Annotated in this window: 12 protein-coding genes and 4 pseudogenes; 5 read left to right on the top strand and 11 right to left on the bottom strand. The window is 54.6% G+C overall.

Features of this window, described 5'->3' with window-relative positions; genetic code table 11:
• Nucleotides 1–139 precede the first annotated feature (139 nt).
• From AAFN47_RS27660 to AAFN47_RS27650, 3 genes are all read right to left on the bottom strand, one after another.
• Nucleotides 140–994 (bottom strand): integrase, encoded by an 855-nt coding sequence (locus tag AAFN47_RS27660; protein ID WP_499812433.1) that lies wholly within the window; start codon nt 992–994, stop codon nt 140–142.
• Nucleotides 995–1,310: 316 nt separating this feature from the next.
• Nucleotides 1,311–1,703 carry a hypothetical protein gene (locus AAFN47_RS27655; protein ID WP_499812432.1) on the bottom strand — a complete coding sequence of 131 codons (393 nt, stop codon included), beginning with the start codon at nt 1,701–1,703 and terminating at the stop codon, nt 1,311–1,313.
• A 724-nt stretch (nt 1,704–2,427) separates the two neighbouring features.
• On the bottom strand, nt 2,428–3,312 hold the full coding sequence (locus AAFN47_RS27650; RefSeq protein WP_499812431.1) for a transglutaminase-like domain-containing protein: 885 nt from the start codon (nt 3,310–3,312) through the stop codon (nt 2,428–2,430).
• Between the two features lie 114 nt (nt 3,313–3,426).
• On the opposite strand from AAFN47_RS27650, the gene AAFN47_RS27645 reads away from it, so the two are divergent.
• Nucleotides 3,427–4,305 carry a transglutaminase family protein gene (locus AAFN47_RS27645; RefSeq protein WP_499812435.1) on the top strand — a complete coding sequence of 293 codons (879 nt, stop codon included), beginning with the start codon at nt 3,427–3,429 and terminating at the stop codon, nt 4,303–4,305.
• 113 nt (nt 4,306–4,418) lie between these two features.
• On the opposite strand, the gene AAFN47_RS27640 is transcribed toward AAFN47_RS27645, so the two are convergent.
• From AAFN47_RS27640 to hflK, 4 genes are all read right to left on the bottom strand, one after another.
• Nucleotides 4,419–4,766 carry a hypothetical protein gene (locus tag AAFN47_RS27640; protein ID WP_499812430.1) on the bottom strand — a complete coding sequence of 116 codons (348 nt, stop codon included), beginning with the start codon at nt 4,764–4,766 and terminating at the stop codon, nt 4,419–4,421.
• A gap of 58 nt (nt 4,767–4,824) precedes the next feature.
• Nucleotides 4,825–5,112 (bottom strand): sll1863 family stress response protein, encoded by a 288-nt coding sequence (locus AAFN47_RS27635; RefSeq protein ID WP_499812429.1) that lies wholly within the window; start codon nt 5,110–5,112, stop codon nt 4,825–4,827.
• A gap of 155 nt (nt 5,113–5,267) precedes the next feature.
• Nucleotides 5,268–6,281: a protease modulator HflC gene (gene hflC, locus AAFN47_RS27630; protein WP_499812434.1), complete on the bottom strand. Its 1,014-nt coding sequence runs from the start codon at nt 6,279–6,281 to the stop codon at nt 5,268–5,270.
• 20 nt (nt 6,282–6,301) lie between these two features.
• Complete coding sequence (hflK, locus tag AAFN47_RS27625) at nt 6,302–7,546, bottom strand: FtsH protease activity modulator HflK (RefSeq protein WP_499812428.1); 1,245 nt, start codon at nt 7,544–7,546, stop codon at nt 6,302–6,304.
• 135 nt (nt 7,547–7,681) lie between these two features.
• Between hflK and AAFN47_RS27620 the strand changes: the two genes are divergently transcribed.
• Nucleotides 7,682–8,386: a Crp/Fnr family transcriptional regulator gene (locus tag AAFN47_RS27620; protein WP_499812427.1), complete on the top strand. Its 705-nt coding sequence runs from the start codon at nt 7,682–7,684 to the stop codon at nt 8,384–8,386.
• A gap of 171 nt (nt 8,387–8,557) precedes the next feature.
• Here the strand turns inward: AAFN47_RS27620 and nhaA are convergent.
• The 3 genes and pseudogenes from nhaA to AAFN47_RS27605 form a co-directional block, all read right to left on the bottom strand.
• Nucleotides 8,558–9,892, bottom strand: a pseudogene (gene nhaA / locus AAFN47_RS27615) (Na+/H+ antiporter NhaA).
• A 260-nt stretch (nt 9,893–10,152) separates the two neighbouring features.
• The gene (locus AAFN47_RS27610) at nt 10,153–10,398 is read right to left on the bottom strand and encodes a hypothetical protein (RefSeq protein ID WP_499812426.1); all 246 of its coding nucleotides are present in this window, start codon (nt 10,396–10,398) and stop codon (nt 10,153–10,155) included.
• A 687-nt stretch (nt 10,399–11,085) separates the two neighbouring features.
• Nucleotides 11,086–11,496: pseudogene (locus AAFN47_RS27605) on the bottom strand (ATP-binding protein); the annotation flags it as partial.
• Between the two features lie 14 nt (nt 11,497–11,510).
• Between AAFN47_RS27605 and trhA the strand changes: the two are divergent.
• The 3 genes and pseudogenes from trhA to groL all read left to right on the top strand — a co-directional run.
• Nucleotides 11,511–12,017 (top strand): annotated as a pseudogene (gene trhA / locus AAFN47_RS27600) (PAQR family membrane homeostasis protein TrhA); the annotation flags it as partial.
• A gap of 369 nt (nt 12,018–12,386) precedes the next feature.
• On the top strand, nt 12,387–12,701 hold the full coding sequence (locus AAFN47_RS27595; RefSeq protein ID WP_499812425.1) for a co-chaperone GroES: 315 nt from the start codon (nt 12,387–12,389) through the stop codon (nt 12,699–12,701).
• A gap of 53 nt (nt 12,702–12,754) precedes the next feature.
• Nucleotides 12,755–14,389 carry a chaperonin GroEL gene (gene groL, locus AAFN47_RS27590; protein WP_499812424.1) on the top strand — a complete coding sequence of 545 codons (1,635 nt, stop codon included), beginning with the start codon at nt 12,755–12,757 and terminating at the stop codon, nt 14,387–14,389.
• A 732-nt stretch (nt 14,390–15,121) separates the two neighbouring features.
• Here groL and AAFN47_RS27585 read toward each other — a convergent pair.
• Nucleotides 15,122–15,325: pseudogene (locus AAFN47_RS27585) on the bottom strand (IS5/IS1182 family transposase); the annotation flags it as partial.

The raw sequence follows: 15,325 nt of genomic DNA, 5'->3' as shown, positions 1-15,325 counted from the left end.
TATGAATTTGAGACGTTCATCCATTGGTCTACACTCTTTCCAAGGCATTCGGGCTCCCCCAAATGCGCGTTGTGTAAACCATGTGTCCGGAATGAAATGTCAGCTATCTCTCGATAAGCTCACAATAACTTAGTAGAAATCAGGATGCGCTCGGTTTACGATTTTCGGCGCGGTTTACATTTTTTGTTCTCGATTCGATCTTTTCAACGGCCGCGGACGACACGAGATAGTGCTTGCGGATGATCGTTTCGGCGTCCTTTTCAGAGTGCCCGGTAATCCCGGCCGCTGCCGTCGCTTTGCGCCATGAAGATTTGAAACCACTCGTCCACGGTTTGCCGCTTCGGTTTGTCAGGATCGTCGCTGCCGGAGTATTCTGCTGTGCGTTCATTTCCTTGGCTGCGTTCAGTGCGACTTTGAGTTCTGCTGAAACCTTCACGGCGACATGGGCGCCCGTCTTAGACTGACGGAGGCGGATCGCCTCTCCGTCGTAGGAGGACCAGGTCAGGGCAAGCAGGTCGCCTTGACGCTGGCCCGTCCATGCCGCCAGCAGCATGGCACGCACAAGCGGTTCCCGAGCCATCTCTTTGAATGTCTGCATATCTGCGTCAGACCAGATTATATCGCGACGCGTTCCGTCGCTCACCTTGGTGATGCGTTCAAGCGGGTGGCGTTCGATCATTTCACGGTCTAGCGCGAACCAGAGCAGGCGCTGCAGGACGCTCATGAAAAGGTCAGCTTTGCGAGGATATTTTTCCGCGATCTCATCGCGCCATTCGAGAAACAGCGTTCGTGTCCCGGCCGTCGAAATCTTTTCGGCCGACATGTCGTAAAACTCGGACTCGATCGTGCGGATCGCCAGATCGTAACCTTCTCTGGTTGAAGGTTTGAGATCCGTGTAATGGGGGGATTTCAGATAAGCTCTTACTATGCCGGCGATGCAACCCTGATAGGGTGCGTCGTCCCGGTCTCTCGTGAGGCGTAGATACTCTTCCATAAACCGGCGAGTGCCGACCGAACCTCGAATATTTCGATCCTTTTCGCTTTGCAATTGCAAAAATCGGGATCGGTGTGCGAACACCAACCCCCTGCACCCCGGGGTAGCCCCGGCTTCGGGGAAGGGCTTGCACCGAGCGCTCATGTGGAGCGTTACAATTGCCGCAAGGTTCGATTCCGCACGCGGACCGTTTTAGCGGTCTTACCGATTAGCCAGGACCAGTCCTGCTGATTCCCAATAAGCGGGATAATTGAAGCTTTATGCAAAATAATCAGTAGCTTACCAAAATAGTGAGACGGCAGTTCGTGAGACGCCATCAGTCGTTCGCCTCTAACTCATTGATTTCATTAGGCTCGGTGGTCTCGATCGGCTCACCCGCCGACAGCGCCTTCTGGCCGGCGATCCGCTGGCCTTCCTGCAGCTGGTTCGTCCCCAGGTCGATGATCAGCGTCGGCAGTCGCTCGTCGATGATCTCGACCTGCGTCGGCTTCTTGCCATGCAGGTATGGCGCGAGGTTCGACGCGACCGCGTGCTGGTCCTTGATGATCTCCATCAGCGCCGGCCGGCGCTTCGGGTCCGGCTCGTGCTCGACGAACCAGTGATAGAGTTCGACCGGATCGGCGGTGAGATACTGCGCCATGGCGACCAGCGGATCCGTGAAGCCCTGCGCCTGGTAATACCGCTCGAAGTCCTTCGTCTTGCGGTTCAAGGCACCCTTCGGCCGCCCGCGCCGCGCCATCTCCTCCGCCGCCCCATACCGGCTCGGCTCAGTTTCCGCCTCCGGAAAATCCCCATCGGCACGCCCTCCAATAGCCTCATCGTCTGGCCGAAACAGATCACGATCCCTACCCATACAAACGATCCGAATATTTTAATGGTTTCGCCAGAGCGCGGTGTCTTGTCGAGAGGGCAAAGGTGTCTTGTTCCCTGTCTTGATATTTTTGTTTATTATCAATCATTTATATAAAACAAGACACCACAAGACACCAAGACACCCTCTCTCTCACGTACGCGCGCGCGTGCACATGTGTGGGGAAATGGGTGTCTTGTGGTGTCTTGGTGTCTTATCGCCTGTGCAGCAAGGGTTTGAAGCAAGGCACCTGACAAGACACCGGCAAGACACCTTCGCTTGATTGGCCGCAGAGCCGCCTGTTCTTGCAGACTACGCGCCATCGGATACCGTCAACTGCAACTATGTTTGGAAGCAAATCAGACGTTCACCGTGATTGAGTGATGGACTCGTTACTGCTTTTTCCACGGAATGAGTGTATTCCGCTGCGCGATAGTCGAAATTCATCGCGTATTGAAACACTTTGATCCAAGCCAGCAAGAAAGTCCGCGAAAAAGTCCTGTGCCCACAGTGAGAGTAGCTACCCAGCGCAAGTTGGTGCTGGCTGGATGCATGGAAAACGAGGAGCCCCGGCGGCTTCTCTTCAGCCTGTAGGTGCTAGGGTTAGCGCTTCGCTTTCCGGTCGGGTTTTCAGCATTTCGTGCAAGCTGACATCGGTGGGCGTGTCGGGCACCTCGTCAGTCCAGACCCGAAACGCCTTTAGGTCGTAGGCGCCAAAGGAGGTGATCATTGCGCCATCGGCGGCGTCACGACCGCGAACCATCAGGACCCGGCCTGTCCTCGGCACATTGTAGCGTGCATCGAACGTGTACCATCGCCCGCCCAGATAGGCCTCGAACCAGGCGCAGAAATCACCCGGGCCGGAATAGGGTACCCCGATATCGCCGAGATAGCCGCTGGCATAGCGGGCGGGGATGTTCATGGCGCGGCAGTAGGCAATGGCAAGATGCGCAAAGTCGCGACAGACCCCGGTCTTTTCCAGTTGCGCATCGCTCGCGGTCTTTGTGGGACGACCGAAGCCGTATCCGAAAGTCAGGTGGTTGTGGACATGGTTGCAAATCGCCTGCACCCGCGCCCATCCTGGTGGAGTGGATCCGAACAGTCGCAGCGCCTCCGGCGCAAGCGAGTCCGCATCGCAATAGCGGCTGGCTGTCAAAAACTGCAGCGTCTCGGGCGGCAGGTCCCCGACGTCATGCTGCTGCGCAGTCCAGTCAAATGCGTCGGGCTTGCCGTCAACCTCCACTACACAGTCGGACGACAGGGTGAGTCGTCCCGTCGGCGCTCGCAGACGCGTTAACCTGTTGCCAAAAGTATCGAAGAACGTCTGCAACGGGAGATCGGGCTCCGTCTGTACAACGGAGGAGCCAATGACTCGGCCGTCGAAACCGGGGTGGGGAGACAAAGCCAGGATCAGCACCGTATCGGCCCTGCTTTCGATGGTGATCTCATAGCCGATGCGAATGAACATTGCCGCCCTTCCTGTAATGACGTAGGGTCCGCGTTCTGTCGCGTGCCTCGTCTTCCTGTCTTTGCTATCTGCCGCGATCCACCATCCTGCACATGTAACATGGAGTAGGTTCAGATCCGAACCCTGCGCATAAATCATCTCACGCGCTACACCTATGACCGCCTGGTGACATTCGGCGAACATCGCCTCATGATCCGACCCCGCGACGGGCATGACATGCGGATCCTGGAATCCGGCTTGTCGGTTTCGCCCCCTGCCGATGTACACTGGGCATTCGACACCTTTGGTAACTCTGTCGCGCTGCTTTCGTTCCATGGCGAGGCGGATGAACTGGTGATAGAAAGCGAACTGGTGCTGCGGCGCTATGGACTGGAAGAACCGCTGGCCCGGATCGAGCGTTATGCGGGTGACTACCCGGTAAAGTACACTGCCGACGAACGCATCGACCTCGGCCCCTATTTGATGCCGGATCAGCCACAGGACCAGGACACATTGGCGTTATGGATTGCACGTTTGCTGCCGCAACTACCCAGCGGCAGCCTGCAGGTGCTGGACGCGCTCGGAACTGCAATCCATGAGGCGTTTGACTATGCGCGCCGGGAAGAGAAAGGCGTGCAGACACCGGCCGAAACCATAAGACTTGGCACCGGCACATGCCGCGATTTTGCCCTTATGTTCATGGACGCCGCACGAAATCTGGGATTTGCCGCGCGGTTCGTGACGGGTTACTTGCGCGACGAAGCGCCGAGCAACGATTCGTGCGAAGACATGGCGGGCGGCGGCGCGACCCACGCCTGGGCCGATGTCTTCATTCCGGGAGCCGGCTGGGTGGAGTTCGACCCTACGAACCGCATCGTCGCGAGCCACAATCTGATCCGCGTCGCAACGACGCGCAATCCGGCGCAAGCCCTTCCAGTCACCGGGACATTCGTGAATGATGGCGGGCAAATGCTCGGCATGCAGGTTGCGGTCCGTGTCACCGATGTCTGCTGAGTTCTCAGCGAACCAAGGCTTCTGGCAATATCGGGGAAAGATCCTGTTGGACGGGTTGCTGTTTGCGTTGTCCGTCCAACGAGATTTCACCGATATGCCCACGCATGCAGACATCACCCCGCATCCATGGCTTCCATAACCGCGATCGCGCAAGCCCGTGCGACATCGCCGCGATATTTTTCGTTCACATTTGCGACCCAGCCAGCCTCGACGACGAAATCGTCGCGCTGCCAGGAACGCACCTCCTTTAGCTGCGTGAGTTGAGCGGACTCCGTCTCCGCTTTGGCAACGCAAAGTGGCGTAAATGCTTGAACGACGGCTGACTCGGCGCTCGCCTCAGCCATCTTGGTGGCCGTTCCGCCCGTGATCCAGCCTCCCCAGGCGAATCCGATAACGATTGCCGCGATCGCGCCACCGATCACACCCCATATTGCGGGTTTTGCCCATTCTGGCGAATTCATCGTGAAATCTCCCTTGATTTTTTCTGTCTTAACGGAGGCAAGTTGGTTTGAGGCAAGGTTATTTGAAGCGCGACACGGCGTTATCGAAAGCCTTGGAAATGCTGTCCCAAGCCCTTTCATATCCGGTCTTCATGTCAGCCCAGGCATCGTCACCAGCCTGTTGCAGTTCCTTTGATTTGGCCACGGCCTCATCTCGCTTGTCGCGCAAAGCATCGATCTGCCTCTGGTACTCGATCTTGGCATCCGCCTCGGCCTTGTCGGCCTTGGTTTGCAGCTTGTCGATCTCCGCATTCCACCGGTCGATCTGAGCTTTCGTTTTTTCAACGTATTGTTCGCGTTCGGACATTGGACTTCCTTTCTGTCAGTCGCAGCGAAATCGTAAAGAATCCGGTATGCCTGTTGTTTCTTCCAAAGCGAGGCGCCCTGCCGTACATTGGGGTATCAAACGGCAACAACATTGATGGTGTCGCCTGCCTCTACATCGGCCGGATGAGTATCTCGTCATTCCCCTCGTCGGAGGCGAGGGAGAGCAATCTGATCGCTGTTGGTTTTATCTGAAGGTCTGCCTACAGTGTTGTCGGGATCCATTCCCTTCAGGAATTTGAAGAGGTCACTGTCTGTTGAGAGAACGATAGTCGTGTTTTCCGAGATCATCGCCTTGTAGGCCTGCATAGTTCGCGTGAACTCATAGAACATCGCCGAAGCGGAACTTTGATTGTAGGCCCTCGCATAGATTTCGGTGGCTTTCGCGTCCGCCACGCCTCTGATCTCCTCGACCTCGCGATATGCTTCGGACTGTATCTTGTTCAGGTCGCGGACCCGATTGCCGCGGATTCTGGCAGCCTCGCCGTTGCCCTCCGAAAGGAAGCGTTCCGCGATTTGACGCCGCTCACTGATCATACGATCATATATCTTCGGTCTGACACTCTCATTGTAGTTGATCCGCTTGAACCGGATATCGAGCAACTCAACGCCGAATACCCGTACCTTTTCTGCAGCGGCCGCATAAATTTCGTTTTCGATAAGCGCACGTCCCTTCTGGATGGGGACAAGCGATCCGATGTCCTGCTTGCGTTCCGCCTCGGTCAGAAGCGAGTCACGCAAGGGCATACGATCTTTGGTGGTGCGGATTATTTCGATCAGTTCGTGCTTGGCGACGGCATTGCGGGTTTCACTGCCAAGGATGTCGTCCAGGCGGGACTGGGCGCTGCGTTCGTCGCGCAGGCGCAGGAAATACTGGAGCGGATCGGTGATCCGCCACCGCGCGAACAGGTCCACGGAGATATAGAGCTTGTCCTTGGTCGGCATGTCCGAGGGATTGCCGTCCCATTCCAGAATCCGCCGGTCGATAGGATTAACCTGCTGTATAAAAGGCGCCTTGAATTTCAAGCCGGCAGTCGTCACAGGCTTGCCCACCGGCTTGCCAAACTGCGTGATGATCGCCTGTTCGATTTCGCTGACCGTATAAAGCGAATTCATTGCAACATAGGCACCTATCCCCAGTACCGCTATCATGGCTATTTGCTTGTATGTTTTCACGGGGCTTTCACCTCCTGCGGATCGAGGTTCAACAGCGGCAGTATGTTGCGCGTCGTCTCGTCCACGATGATCTTGGATCGCAGACCCGGCAGCACGTCCTGCAGGGTTTCGACGTATATACGGCGTCTCGTGACTTCCGGTGCCTTTTCGTATTCCGCCAACAGCGCCGTAAACCGGGCTGCATCGCCCTCCGCCTCGTTGATCCTTTTCAGGCGATAGCCATCGGCCTCTCGAATGCGCTGATCCTTTTCGCCTTCAGCCAAGGGGATAACCTTGTTGTAGTCGCGCCGGGCTTCGTTGATCAGCTTTTCCTTTTCCTGCTGGGCCTGGTTCACCTCGTTGAATGAATCCTGTACCGGCTCTGGGGGATTGATGTTCTTGAGTTGCACCTGGTCGATGCTGATTCCCATGGTGTATTTGATGGAAAGCGCCTGCATCTTGATCAAAGCCTCGGATTCGATTTCCTGCCGGCCAATGGTGATCACCTCGTCGACGGTGCGGTCGCCTACGACTTCACGCATGACGGATTCCGAGACATAGCGAAGCGTTTCTCTTGGGTTTCGAACCTCGAATAGGAACTTCACAGGATCAGAAATACGGTACTGGATGACCCATTCAATCAGCGCGGCATTCAGATCGCCGGTCACCATCTGGGTTTCCCGCGTCGCTTCTTGCGGCGCCGGATTTTGAAAGGGATCGGCGGCGCCCGGTGTCATGAACCCGAATTCTTGCTTCAATTGCCGTTTGATTGGGACGATTGTTGCAAGGTCAATTCCGAGCGGGATTTTGAAATGCAGGCCCGGGGGAACGTCCTTGAGGTATTTTCCGAACCGCTGCACGACTGCGACAGAGTCGCTCGGCACAGTATAGTAGGAAGTCCAAGCGCCCAGCGCGACGAGTGCTAAACCGGCTATGATGAAGATTCGGCGCGGGTTGCCGCCAGGCATAGCTTGCTTAAGCCGATCTTGCGCCACTCGGATGACGTCTTCAAGATCTGGCCTTTGCTTGGTTCCGCCAGCCCACGGACCACTTTGCGTGTTGTCTTCATTCTGGCTTGGCATAGAGGTTTCCTTTATGTGGGTGGTACACTTCGCTGAATGAATGAGCGAGTGGTCCGCTGTTCGGTTTCCCGGTGGTAGCTCCACCAAACTCAGTTGCCCCGTATGTGTCTGACCACAATGCACCACGTTGAATGCATTGTTAGCAGGTCGCGACCTCACCTTCTGAGCAATATTGCTCACTCCCAGCCAACCCGATGGCCCCGGTATTGACCAAGCAGATTTCAGGGGCGATCCGACGCTGTACTGCTCGCCTAATATCCGCAATGATATGATATGATGGAACCTAAATAGACGATCGCCTGCGCGCATCGTCGTATGATCTCGCAAATTTTAACCGAGCAAGACTTTATGGCGACAAAACCCAGTTTGAAATTCGAAGTAGAGGCCTTGCTCTCAAAACTGGATGGTGGCCACAGCATTGCAGAGCACAAGAAGGATTCGGTCATATTCTCACAAGGGGATCTGGCCGACGCAGCTTTTTTCATCCAACGGGGAAATATCAGGATCAGCGTAGTCTCTGAGCTTGGCAAGGAAGCCATCGTGGCGCTGCTTGGCGAGAATGAATTCTTCGGTGAGGGCTGCCTTGCAGGACAGCCGAATCGTATTTCGACGGCAACGGCGATGACGGATTCATACATAGTGAAGCTTAAGAAAGAAGCCGTTGTCCGTTTGATCCACGAGGATCCTGAGTTCTCCGAGCTGTTCATTGTCCATTTGCTTAGTCGGGCCGTTCGCGTGGAGGCGGATCTTGTCGATCAGCTATTTAATTCAAGCGAGAAGCGACTTGCTCGAACACTGCTGCTGCTGGCGAATTTCGGTCAGGAGGGCAAACCGCAGCCTATACTCGCGACAATCAGTCAGGATGCCCTTGCCCAGATGGTTGGAACGACCCGGGCACGGGTGAGTTTTTTCATGAACAAGTTTCGAAAACTGGGCTTCATCTCCTACAATGGCAAGATCGAAGTGCACAGCTCGCTTTTGAATGTTATCCTGCATGATGAACCTAACGTCGAGCACTGAGCCACCTTATGGATTCTCAAAGATCGGTTGCGCAGTCCCGTAGGGCAGCAAAGGCACACGCCCATCTGACACACCTCCATCGCAACAGTGCAGGCAGGCCGCTCGCCGAGGAACTCTATAGCACGGTCCCGGTGAAGCCTTCTCGATGTCGGTGGCTGGCCGCAAGTTGAGCTATTCAACTATCTTAGAGCTATATTTCCGTGAGGTGAGCCAAGTCAGCATCGCTAGGCCTGTCAAAGCCGCGACAGCGGACCCTGCAAGAATTCCTATCTTGGCACCGTTCAATATTTCCGGTGGGAAGGCAAGGCCGGCGATAAACAACGACATGGTGAAGCCAATTCCCGTCAAGAACGCACCAGCCGCCACGAAAGGCCAATTCAATCCGGTCCCCAGAACAGCCAAACCTGACCGCACAGCAAGCCAGCTGAAGATAAAAACGCCAACAGGTTTTCCCAGAACCAAACCGGCAAAAATAGCGTGGGACACGGGCTGTCCGAATTCTGCTGCCTTGATCGCCACTCCGGCATTCGCGAGCGCAAAAATCGGCATCACTGCAAACGCCACCCAAGGATGCAACATCAACTCCAGTCGTTCGACTGGAGAGAGCGATTCCTCGAGAGCTCGCCCGGCTTGCCTGAGATCGTGCCGGTCAGCTGTGTCTCCGCTCCAGTGCTCACCTCCGGGGTATGCAAGAACACGGCCAAGGATGCCACGAAGGCGTACGTCGGTAACCCATACGCGCGTCGGCGCCATCAATCCCAAAACAACGCCCGAAATTGTCGCGTGTACGCCTGAAGCATCGAAGCATAACCAAATTATGAAACCGAGTATGAAATACATCGGTATGCTTCGGATACCGATGCGTGCTGAAATTACTACAATACCGAGCCCCAGAATACTAAGTCCTAATGCAGACCAATTCAACGGTTCGCCGTAGCCAACTGCCACCGCAAGGATCGCTCCCACATCGTCGAAGATCGCTAATGACAGCAGAAACAGACGTAGTGCAGGTGGTATTCGGGATCCGAAAAGTACAAGGCAACCAATCACGAAGGCGGTATCGGTGGCCATCACGGTCCCCCATCCGTTCATTTCGGGTTGACCCACCGTGAACGCAAGATAAATAGCCACGGGAACAAACATCCCACCCAAAGCCCCAGCGAAAGGCAATGCCGCCCTTCTTGCATGACGCAGTTCTCCGAGAACAAGCTCCCTTTTAAGCTCCAAGGAAATGACGAAGAAGAAGATCGTCATCAACCCATCGTTGATCCAGTGCCGTAGCGTGCGGCTGAAATCCACCGCACCGAAATGGAGGCCGATCGGCGTCTCCCAGAACGCAAGGAATTGGGTTGATCAGGCCGAGTTTGCTAGGACCAGTGCCAGAAGCAACGCAAGCAGCAACAATCCCCCAGCGGCAGCTTCAATCTTGAGAAACCTTAAAAGCGGTTTGGTGATCCGATCTGCCAACTCCTGCGGGAGATCATCCCTATCACTTTGCTCCGCCATATCAGTCGCTTACTCCGTACTTCCAGACTAAAAATGTTGTCTATGTGCCTACAGAATCTTCTGAATATTTTGATAGGATTGGTTATTTACTGCAGGAAGGCGATCCGTTCCCGCGAACCCATGTCTAATTGTTGACCTGGCGGACCCTCCAACTTCCGGTACTTAGTTTGAGTAACTGAAAGCTGATTACGGACGGAATCTCAAAATCCGCTAGCCAGGCGTTTTCAATGGCGTTGATAGCATCTGGGTGCGATACCGACTTATATTGCGCCAATCGTCATTGCCACGACAAATATTACCACTGCGAGCAATATGACGCCGTAGAGAAGTATCTCTAACCGATGTAGTTTTGTTGTTCCGGGATTATATAACATATAGCTGTCGAGAACGACGCCGGTCGCCAGGTACACCTGGTCCTCGGCAGTAAACTCCGCCTGCATCTGCGGGTATTCCTTGGCAATTGCGACCCTCCCTTGTCTGTTGTACGATATATTGTTCGCGAGCAAGCCTATCTCCCGAGACGCTTAACCTTTCTGGCGCTTTGGACAGCATTTACGGCGACTTCCTCACGTAGATAGTCTCCGCAAAAATGACCATTCTCGGTTACCTCCCAGATCCCATTTCTGTTTCTGATCTGGAATGGGTCGGACGGTGGCGCCTGAGCGGGAGCGGTCTCCCGTATTCTCGGAACTGACCAGACCCGATCCACAACACTTGCATGTGAAGAAATGAGAGATTGCAGAATTTGCTTGTATGCCAGCACTCGTAGTTCAAGGGTCCTGGACTTGGTGCGCTGATACGCGATACGTTCCAATATTGGAGTACTTTCGGCGCGTACGGTCATACCTTCATTTTCGGCACGTTCAATCTGTTCTGCATCTGACGGATCAGTCTCAGCCGGGCTTGCGACTATTTCGCAACCCTTGATAGCAATTATTGGGGTTTTCATGAGGATGCCTCTCAGGCTTTCGCCAAAATCAATCGGCGAATATCAGGAAAATACCTGATGCCTTGTATATGGTGTCCTGCAATAATTTTTGGTAGTAGGAACAAGAACTATATTGTGTTTACATCCGAACAGACGCATGCAGATCTGAGCAGGGGGACCATGTTGATTTCCACTGAGAACTGACCCGGTATTTTCACCGAGAATTGACCCGCCTTTTGTGTATGGAAGGGCGGTTATGCCGCGGTCAAGATTTTGCTTTTCTCCCTTCTTTTTCGATCTGGTTTGCGGTGCTGTTTTTGAAGCGGAAACTTTCGTTTCCGGTTTCAAGGATATGACAGTGGTGGGTGAGCCGATCGAGCAACGCGGTGGTCATCTTGGCATCACCAAAGACGGCAGCCCATTCACTGAAGCTCAGGTTCGTGGTGATGATGACGCTGGTGCGATCGTAGAGCTTGCTCAGAAGGTGGAAGAGCAGAGCTCCCCCTGATGCACTGAACGGCAGGTATCCCAGTTCGTCGAGGATGACGAGATCGGAATGGACGAGCCGATTGGCGATCTGTCCCGCCTTGCCCTGGGCTTTTTCCTGTTCCAACGCATTGACGAGTTCGACGGTAGAGAAGAAGCGAACGCGCTTGCGGTGATGTTCGATAGCCTGGCCACGTTGCAGGTGTCTCGATCTACGGAGCGACGCTTATTGCGATGTTCTCGTTTTCGGCTCTCTTCAACATCGTCGACAGCGGAAGGTGGACAGGTCTGTTACGCCGTCTTGACCACTCGGGGATCTACATGAAAATCGCTGGAACCTACACGCCTTTTGTCCTCCTGTCAGGGGTTCAAGCGACCGGGCTTCTAGCAAGCGTTTGGGGCGCTGCGAACATTGGTTCAATCCTGAAAATGCTCGCGCCCGGGAGTTTCCGATGGTTCACGCTGACGCTTTATCTTACTATGGGATGGGCTGTTTTGTTCGCCGGTGGTCCGATACTTGCAGAGCTTCCCTGGGCGGTTTTGTTGCCAATGATTGCCGGAGGCGTCGTCTACACTGCGGGTGTGGGATTTCATTTGTCTGCGCGATTGCCGTTCCAAAACACGATTTGGCACGTCTTTGTGTTGGTAGGCAGTATTCTGTTTTTCATTGCCGTCGCAGTCTTGATCGCCAACTTGCCAATAAATGGCTAGGTCAGTGCCCATAAGCGAAATGCCGGATGACGGCTTTGCACTTATTCGTTTGAAAAAGCCAGAGTTTTGATTGTTCTGGATGGTGGGTCCCGCTGGTGCAGCCTGCCGATTCATGCGTCAATCTATCCCGTACTTTTCGACGTCAAGACGCCGATCGCCGAGGGGCTATGAAAGTGACGCATTCCAGCAAACCCTCGCCGCAGGGTATCTCGCCTCCATCCACCGCCAGCTAACCGACGGTCGCCTGAAACCTGTTGGCACTCTGGTATCGAGAGTGCCAGTTTATTCGTTCAGAGCCATTGTAAACAAGTCGCGTACTCCCCAATTCGAAGACAGGATATTTTCTTTATTTATTTGGAGGAGACCAAGATGAAATTCAGACCACTACATGACCGCCTACTCGTTCGACGCGTGAGTGAAGAGGAAAAGACCTCAGGCGGCATCATTATTCCCGACACTGCCCGGGAAAAGCCAATGGAGGGCGAAATCGTCGCCGTCGGCGATGGAGCGCGCGATGACAAAGGCAATCCGGTCCCGCTCGATGTAAAGCCAGGCGACCGCATCCTTTTCGGCAAGTGGTCAGGCACTGAAATCAAGATCGACGGGGAGGAACTGCTCATCATGAAGGAAAGCGACGTGATGGGTGTTGTTCTACTCTCCAACAAAGCAAGGAAAGCAGCCTGAAACTCAGGATTATCAGGCGCTCTTGCAGTTTCAATTTACAGGGATAAAAGCTCATGTCTGCCAAGGACGTAAAATTTTCCACCGACGCGCGGGACCGCATGCTCAGGGGTGTCGACATCCTCGCCAATGCGGTGAAGGTTACGCTGGGTCCGAAAGGCCGCAACGTCGTGCTCGAAAAGTCGTATGGCGCACCGCGCATCACCAAGGATGGCGTAACCGTCGCCAAGGAGATCGAACTCGAAGACAAGTTCGAGAATATGGGCGCCCAGATGGTGCGAGAAGTCGCCTCCAAGACGAGCGATATTGCCGGTGACGGAACGACGACCGCAACCGTGCTGGCGCAGTCGATCGTCAAGGAAGGCACCAAGGCGGTGGCCGCCGGCATGAACCCGATGGATCTCAAGCGAGGCATCGATTTGGCGGTCAAGGAAGTTATCGCGAGTCTGATTAAAAAAGCGAACAGGATCAAGACATCGGCTGAAATTTCGCAGGTCGGTACGATTTCGGCCAACGGCGATACGGCGATCGGAGAAATGATTGCACAGGCCATGCAGAAGGTCGGAAACGAAGGCGTCATCACGATCGAGGAAGCCAAGACGGCCGAGACCGAACTGGATGTTGTCGAGGGCATGCAGTTCGATCGTGGATATCTGTCGCCTTACTTCGTGACCAATGTCGAAAAAATGATCGCGGAACTCGAAGACCCCTACATATTGCTCCACGAGAAGAAGCTCTCCAATCTCCAGGCAATGTTGCCGATCATCGAAGCCGTCATCCAGGCGTCACGGCCGCTGCTGATCATCGCCGAAGATGTCGAAGGCGAAGCCTTGGCGACGCTGGTTGTCAATAAGCTGCGCGGTGGACTGAAGATCGCCGCAGTCAAGGCTCCGGGCTTCGGCGATCGCCGCAAGGCCATGCTGGAAGATATCGCCATTCTGACCGGGGGGCAGGTGATTTCCGAGGATATCGGCATCAAGCTGGAGAATGTCACGCTCGACATGCTTGGCAACGCCAAGAAGGTTTCCATAAACAAGGAAAACACCACGATCGTCGACGGAGCGGGCAAGAAGAAAGAAATCGAAGAGAGGGTTCATCAGATCAGGAACCAGATCGAGGACACCACCTCCGACTATGACCGCGAAAAGCTGCAGGAACGCCTGGCCAAGCTTGCCGGCGGTGTTGCGGTAATCCGGATCGGCGGAGCGACGGAGATCGAGGTAAAGGAAAGGAAGGACCGTGTCGACGACGCGCTGAACGCGACCCGTGCGGCCGTTGAGGAAGGCATCGTTCCCGGCGGCGGAACCGCATTGTTGCGCGCTTCGAAGAAGATCACCGCCAAGGGCGAAAACGACGATCAGGAAGCGGGAATCAACATCGTGCGCCGCGCACTGCAGACGCCGCTGCGCCAGATTGCGGCCAATGCCGGAGCCGAAGCCTCGATCGTTGCCGGCAGGGTGATGGATTCCAAGTCGTCTTCCTTCGGATACAACGCCCAGACCGGCGTATACGGAGACATGATCGAAATGGGTATTGTCGATCCGGTGAAGGTCGTTCGCACCGCACTCCAGGATGCTGCCTCGATCGCTGGCCTGCTCATCACGACCGAAGCCATGATTGCCGAAATTCCCCGGAAGGAATCGGCAGGCGCCGGTATGCCCGACATGGGCGGCATGGGCGGCATGATGTAATCACGCTGGTCCAGCCGGATCATGGTAAGGGGGCGGCCGAAAGGTCGCCCTTGTTTTTGCCAGTTTCCCAAGTGTGCAATGGAGAGACCCACCAAAATGCACGGTAGGCATTCATCACAAGCCGGCTACCCCGCGAATGCGTTGGACGATGCGCACTTGACGGCGAGAAATGGCACTTTTTCGCCGTTACGTGGATCAAATCATGCGCTGATTGCGACAGGTCGTTAATGTCCGGTTTCAGGATCCGTACGTTAATCTGCGATGGCCGGCAGACCTGAAATATAAAAGAAATGTACCGGGGTGAGAGGATTCGAACCTCTGTCCCCCGAACGAGGAAGTTTTCTACAAACCAAATTTCGTCATCGTGACAGAAACCTGACAGAAACTACGGAACATATTGTGAAGTTTTTGTCATTGTCCGCCGGTTAAGTGATTGGTTTTTCATAAACTGCGTTTTTCACACTCCCTTGATAAGGTAGTTGCCAAGTATCGCAGCAGGACGCGATAGTACGGGAATATGTCTAGGCGTTTAGAAATCAATAGATGCCATTTATTGATAATACATTGCAAATATAGAGAAGTATTCCATTCTCAGGAACTCGAAAATCTTTGCACTAAACAATTGACGGAGCCACATCCTCGGCCTAACGACCTGAGAATTTACGATGCAAAACATTATTTCAGAGGGGTATCAGGGTGGGTAAGACATTCGCGTGGAACCTAAGAGTCTGTTCAAGAAAGCGGGTAGCGGGCGAGCCTTGTTGTCATGAGCTTGATCATTGCGGTCTGGATGAAGGCGAGGCTTGTCGTTGAGAACCGCTCGAAATCCTTCGCCAGGCGGCGGTTTATTCCAAGCCATGCCAGTGTGCGCTCAACGATCCAGCGCTTTGGCAGCACCTCAAATCCGGCCTGATTGCGTTTGACGATTTCTACAGG

It is taken from the genome of Hoeflea sp. CAU 1731, from assembly GCF_039888615.1.
In the GTDB taxonomy this organism is placed as follows: Bacteria; Pseudomonadota; Alphaproteobacteria; order Rhizobiales; family Rhizobiaceae; genus Flavimaribacter.
The sequence above is the reverse complement of the archived record's forward strand: the minus strand, read 5'-3'. Positions and strand labels throughout refer to the sequence as shown.

Bases quoted from the DNA above. Each gene is read 5' to 3' on its own strand.
- AAFN47_RS27650 (WP_499812431.1), bottom strand. From the start codon at position 3,312: ATGTTCATTCGCATCGGCTATGAGATCACCATCGAAAGCAGGGCCGAT.
- AAFN47_RS27620 (WP_499812427.1), top strand. From the start codon at position 7,682: ATGATCTCGCAAATTTTAACCGAGCAAGACTTTATGGCGACAAAACCC.
- AAFN47_RS27660 (WP_499812433.1), bottom strand. From the start codon at position 994: ATGGAAGAGTATCTACGCCTCACGAGAGACCGGGACGACGCACCCTAT.
- groL (WP_499812424.1), top strand. From the start codon at position 12,755: ATGTCTGCCAAGGACGTAAAATTTTCCACCGACGCGCGGGACCGCATG.
- hflC (WP_499812434.1), bottom strand. From the start codon at position 6,281: ATGATAGCGGTACTGGGGATAGGTGCCTATGTTGCAATGAATTCGCTT.
- AAFN47_RS27640 (WP_499812430.1), bottom strand. From the start codon at position 4,766: ATGAATTCGCCAGAATGGGCAAAACCCGCAATATGGGGTGTGATCGGT.
- AAFN47_RS27595 (WP_499812425.1), top strand. From the start codon at position 12,387: ATGAAATTCAGACCACTACATGACCGCCTACTCGTTCGACGCGTGAGT.
- AAFN47_RS27635 (WP_499812429.1), bottom strand. From the start codon at position 5,112: ATGTCCGAACGCGAACAATACGTTGAAAAAACGAAAGCTCAGATCGAC.